Origin of the sequence: Bacillus sp. C30, from assembly GCF_040838255.1 — a bacterium.
Taxonomy (GTDB): domain Bacteria; phylum Bacillota; class Bacilli; order Bacillales; family Bacillaceae_G; genus Bacillus_A; species Bacillus_A mycoides.
Genome location: NZ_JBFPJH010000256.1, coordinates 1 through 4,769 on the forward strand (window position 1 = coordinate 1; position 4,769 = coordinate 4,769).

Genomic DNA, 4,769 nt, shown 5'->3' on the forward strand with positions numbered 1-4,769 from the left:
GGCTAATAATCAGTGGGGGATGAACAAAACCCCACTGATTAAAGTTTCACTTTATCGCATATTAATTTTTAATTCCTTGCGGAAAAGTAAATACACATAAAGGGTCATATTTTTTACTGATTTTTCTTAATTTGTTCGCATGTGTCCCGTAATAAGCGTTCATATAATCTTTCAAATCGCTGTATGGGAAATTGATGGATGAGCCTTCTGTTATGGATTCTATATAGTCAAATCGGCTTTCTAACCATTGGGAATTATCCTTTTTAACAATCGGATCTTCCCATATAGTTTGGATTCCTAGAATATAATGTGCATCGCGGTAATAAAAAGCGCTCGCATCTTTACCTACATCTTGAATTTTTCCTCCAAGGGGGTAGAGACTTATAGCTGCAAAAATACTACCGGAAGCTCTATCTTCAATAAGACTAATAATTTTTTCGATTTCTTCCTCGTTATATTGTTTATGAACGAACCGGCCTGTAGATTTAAATTGTTCAGACGGTGGATATGAAGATTCTACAATGGCCATTGCTTCAAGAAAACTGATATATTGTAAATTCATCTTCACCCCGTTTATATTGAGTAAATCTTGTAGAATGAACGCTGCATCTTCTGGGGTACCGTAATATAAACCTCGTCCATATATTGCAAGTCCTTCCACAGCAGAGTTGTATATGCTCGCACCGATTGTCATCTTACTATTTAAATTTACTAGCCAGCTTTGCCATGTGTGAAGAAATTCCTTTTGGATGTCTACTGAAGCGTTAGGCCAATATAGTTCAACGAAAGTAACTTTATCAACTATTGGAGGGAGCTTAAAAGTTAGCGAAACAACGATGCCAAAATTTCCGCCACCTGCCCCGCGACAAGCCCAAAATAAGTCTTTATGGCAAGTTTCATTAGCTGTAATTACTTTACCTTTATAGTCAATTAATTCTAACTCTATTAAATTGTCACAACCAAGGCCGAAATACCTACTAGAATAGCCCCAACCTCCACCTAAAGTGTATCCACTTACTCCAACAGTTGGACAAGTTCCTCCTGGAAATGGATAACCTTTTGAAGAGATAAAGTCATAGATTTGTTTATTTTGAGCACCACCTTGAATGACTAATGTATTTTTATGTTCATTAAGCTGCATACAGTTCATTTTACTTATATCAATTACGAGGACATTGTTTCCGACAGAATATCCTTCGTAATGGTGTCCACCAGAACGAATGCGAATAGCAATTTCATTTTTTCTCGCCCAAATAATCGCATTACTAACATCCCATTTCGTAAAACAATAAATGAATAGCTAAAGGAAACTTTTGAATAGCCCGATTCCATTCTTGTCTAGCTTCTTCGTACTCACAATCATATCTTGTAATAATTTCACCTGTTAATCCTTCATAACTTAACTCATACATAATAAGCACCTTTCATTCATTTTGTGTAGTAGTTTGTTTTTCTAGAAATAGTGTATGTTCGTATCGTTTGTTTGTGATGAAGGCGTAGTATCTTTATGTAATAAAAAATAGACTAACTATTGGGGAGTTAGCCTGAGGGGAGAATAAATATGTAAACGGCGGTTTTACTTGGGGAGGATATTCAATTCTTATATAGTTATCCTAATAGCATTGAACTGTCTCAAACAAAATTATTCATTTGAGGTACTATTGATTATTTTCACATTTGGCCAGTTTTCTTTTAAGAGTGAAATGAATTTCTCCTCTTCTTGTGGTACGAAAGATGTTACTGAGTCGAATAAATTATAATGAATTTCTATTTGTTGTCTTGTCCAATTTTCTGAACGAAGCTTTTTACCAGAGTATTTAATGTGGCGTATATCTTCAAATGGAATTTCAGTACGGAGTATGAAACCATGTTTAACAATAAGGGCAGATTCCGTTATTTTGTAATGAGAAAAATAGAAAGAAGAGAGATTCACGATATTTAACAGCATCATAAGAGTGAAAAAAATAGAATTCTCATGTTGAAAAAATAGAGAAATGAAGAAAACAACGATAAACAATGAGAGAAAAATGATATGGAATGGATTTTTTTTCGCTTTAAATTTCAAGTCAGTCACCTCGTTATACCAATCATTAAAATAATTAAATCACGATATCGTAATAAAACATAAAAATATGCAACATTGCATATTTTTATGTTTCGTTATTCGTGTAGACTTTTTTGATGGGATAAATTTAAATGAAGTTTTTCAACAGTGGAGTTGTATAAAATGATTTGCAGAAAAAGTATTAAAGTAATAGTCATAATTAGTTGTATGATGATTAGTGGTTGTTCAAATAGATTCGTTGAGGATGGAAATCGAAAACATGTATTTGTAAAAGCAAGTAAAGTTTTAGTAGAGGTTGTTTATAAAATATATAAAAGGTAAAAGGTGTTTTCGTATATGGAAACACCTTTTTTGTAGTTAAAATTGAATGCTGAAGTTTTGGAATGTGTGAATGCCGGTTCCATGTTGAATTAGGTTTGTAGCACTTAAATATTGAACAGCATATTTCACATCTTAATAATAAGTGGTTTCTAAAAACACATTCGCTGTTTGTTGGGATAAGTCCTTTTTATAACGTATAAATAGATATTTTGATAAAAGTTTGTAAAATAGGTAAACGAAATATTGAATTGTTTGCTTTTGGTATGGTAAGATGATGGAGTGGTAATAAACGGTATCGTAATTTGTTTATGGTTTTAATAAACCTTTTGGAGGAATGTTTAGTATGAGTGATATTTCAGAGAAGTTTTGGGATGCGTCGATAGAGGAATTGAAGAAAGGGTATGTATTTGACGAGGAAGCAGAGGAGTATGTTTGTTTAGCTTGTGGAGAAACGTTTATTAAAGGGGTTATTTATCAAGAAAATCAAGTTTTGTATGAAGCAGAGAAGTTTGTACAGTTGCATATTCAAAATGAGCATACATCTATGTTTGAATATTTATTAAATCTTGATAAAAAGTTTACAGGCTTAACTGATTTGCAAAAGAAAATGGTTCAGTTTTTCCATATGGGACTTAACGATAAAGAGATTGTAAAAGAAATGGATGGCGGGAGCACATCGACGATTCGCAATCATCGATTTACATTGCGCGAGAAAATGAAGCAAGCGAAAGTATTTTTAGCGTTAATGGAATTGTCAGAAGAAAAATCAAAAGTTCAAACTAAATTTGTACCGATTCATAGAACAGCTACGATGGTGGATGATAGATACAATATTACAGAGGAAGAAAATGCTGAAGTTTTAACAGTGCATTTTACAGAAGGTTTGGATGGACCGCTTTCTAAATTTCCGAAAAAGCAAAAGCGTAAATTGATTATATTACGTCATTTAGTGAAGAAATTCGATAGTAATAAAAAGTATACTGAAAAAGAAGTGAATACAGTTTTAGAAAATATATATCCGGATTTTGTAACTTTGAGAAGATATTTAATCGAATATGGTTTTTTAGATAGAACAGCTGATGGAAGCCAATATTGGGTGAAGTTATAAGAATGAAGAGAAGAAAATGAATAGATGCACATAATAAAAACAACTATACAAAGAGATAGAGGATTACAGATACGAAAAATATGTTAAAGTTCTATGATGAATTTGAAAATAGTGAGTGGAAGAGGCAATTACTTTGACGAGCAAACAGTATAGAAATGGTTGGAGTAATTACAACTATTTGAGCACGGATTTAACTGTGCAGATTTTAAATAAAAGGAGAAATGAAATTTGAAACCACCTACAGATAACAATAAAGAAGGTGTAGAGTCACAGAAGTCAGAAACAGAACATAAGCCGATATGGAAATCGATGTCCATGTTTTTAGTGCCGTTACTTTTAAGTAATGTATTACAATCAGTTGGACAGTTATTTGGAATGGTAGTAGTAGGAAGATGGCTTGGCGTAAATGATCTAGCAGCTATATCGGCATTTTTCCCGTTATTTTTCCTACTCGTTTCATTTGTAATTGGAATTGGTTCTGGTAGTTCAATTTTAATTGGTCAGGCATTTGGTGCTAAAAATGAGGAGCGCTTAAAAGCTATCGTTGGTACGACGCTTACGTTTACTTTTATTATCGGAGTCGTGTTGGCGATAATAGGTAGTATTTTTGCGATGGATATTATGCGTCTTATGGGAACGCCAGAAAATATTATTGAAATAAGTGTGCATTACGCAAGAATTTTATTTATATCTATGCCAGTGTTATTCTTATATTTTGCATATACAACATTTATGAGAGGTACAGGAGATTCAAAAACGCCATTTTACTTTTTAATCGTAAGTACAGCGCTAAATATGATTTTATTACCAATTCTTATTTTTGGCTGGTTAGGAGCTCCGAAATTAGATGTTTACGGAGCAGCCTATGCTTCAGTTATATCTACAGTTATTACGTTTATTGTCATGCTAGTGTATTTAAAGAAGAAAAATCATCCACTACAATTAGACGGGACAGTAAGAAAATATCTTCGTATGGACTGGGAGTTATTAAAATTATTGTTACGCCTCGGTATTCCAGCGAGTATTAATATGATATTAGTTTCATTATCAGAGATCGCGGTAATCGCATTTGTAAATCGGTACGGTTCAGATGCAACAGCGGCGTATGGTGTTGTGAACCAAGTTGCAAGTTATGTACAAATGCCAGCGGTTAGCCTCGGCATTACCGTATCAATTTTTGCAGCGCAATCAATTGGTGCGAACCAATTTGATCGATTACAGAAAGTTGTTAAGGCCGGAATTATTATGAATTATATCATTGGTGGTGTATTAATA

3 protein-coding genes and 1 pseudogene are annotated in these 4,769 nt (G+C 33.3%); 2 read left to right on the forward strand and 2 right to left on the reverse strand.

Annotated features, from left to right (window positions below; genetic code table 11):
- Positions 1-61: 61 nt before the first annotated feature.
- Both AB3X49_RS17810 and AB3X49_RS17815 read right to left on the reverse strand, forming a co-directional pair.
- Positions 62-1,412: pseudogene (locus AB3X49_RS17810) on the reverse strand (FAD-binding oxidoreductase).
- Positions 1,413-1,642: 230 nt separating this feature from the next.
- Positions 1,643-2,065: a PH domain-containing protein gene (locus tag AB3X49_RS17815; protein ID WP_002168693.1), complete on the reverse strand. Its 423-nt coding sequence runs from the start codon at positions 2,063-2,065 to the stop codon at positions 1,643-1,645.
- 664 nt (positions 2,066-2,729) lie between these two features.
- Here AB3X49_RS17815 and AB3X49_RS17820 point away from each other — a divergent pair.
- Both AB3X49_RS17820 and AB3X49_RS17825 read left to right on the forward strand, forming a co-directional pair.
- A complete protein-coding gene (locus AB3X49_RS17820; RefSeq protein WP_002126691.1) occupies positions 2,730-3,494 on the forward strand; it encodes a DUF2087 domain-containing protein in 765 nt (254 codons plus the stop codon).
- 228 nt (positions 3,495-3,722) lie between these two features.
- Positions 3,723-4,769: MATE family efflux transporter (locus AB3X49_RS17825; RefSeq protein WP_367963751.1), on the forward strand; the 1,047-nt coding region annotated here is incomplete at its 3' end.

Coding starts and splice junctions, on each gene's coding strand:
- AB3X49_RS17820 (WP_002126691.1), top strand. CDS start 2,730: ATGAGTGATATTTCAGAGAAGTTTTGGGATGCGTCGATAGAGGAATTG.